This window comes from Lichenihabitans sp. Uapishka_5, from assembly GCF_033947565.1.
Taxonomy (GTDB): Bacteria; Pseudomonadota; Alphaproteobacteria; order Rhizobiales; family Beijerinckiaceae; genus Lichenihabitans.
Map to the genome: position 1 here is coordinate 856 of NZ_JARPVX010000207.1, position 219 is coordinate 1,074.

General features: G+C 66.7%; 1 protein-coding gene. It reads right to left on the reverse strand.

Going from position 1 to position 219, the window contains the following annotated elements; genetic code table 11:
- Positions 1 to 219 (reverse strand): ATP-binding protein (locus P7D22_RS23210; protein WP_319936604.1); only part of this gene is annotated, 219 nt, incomplete at both ends.

Genomic DNA, 219 nt, shown 5'->3' on the forward strand with positions numbered 1-219 from the left:
ACCATGGATAGGCCGAGACCGGTACCCTGGCCGATCGGCTTGGTGGTGTAGAACGGCTCGAAAACGCGCGCGACGACCTCGGGCGGCATGCCGGTGCCGGTGTCGGACACCGCGAGCGCAATATACTCGCCTGCCGCCATATCGCGTGTCTGCGCCGCCCGGGCGTCGAGGGTTTTGTTGGTGGCCTCGATCATGATCCGTCCGCCGTCCGGCATAGCG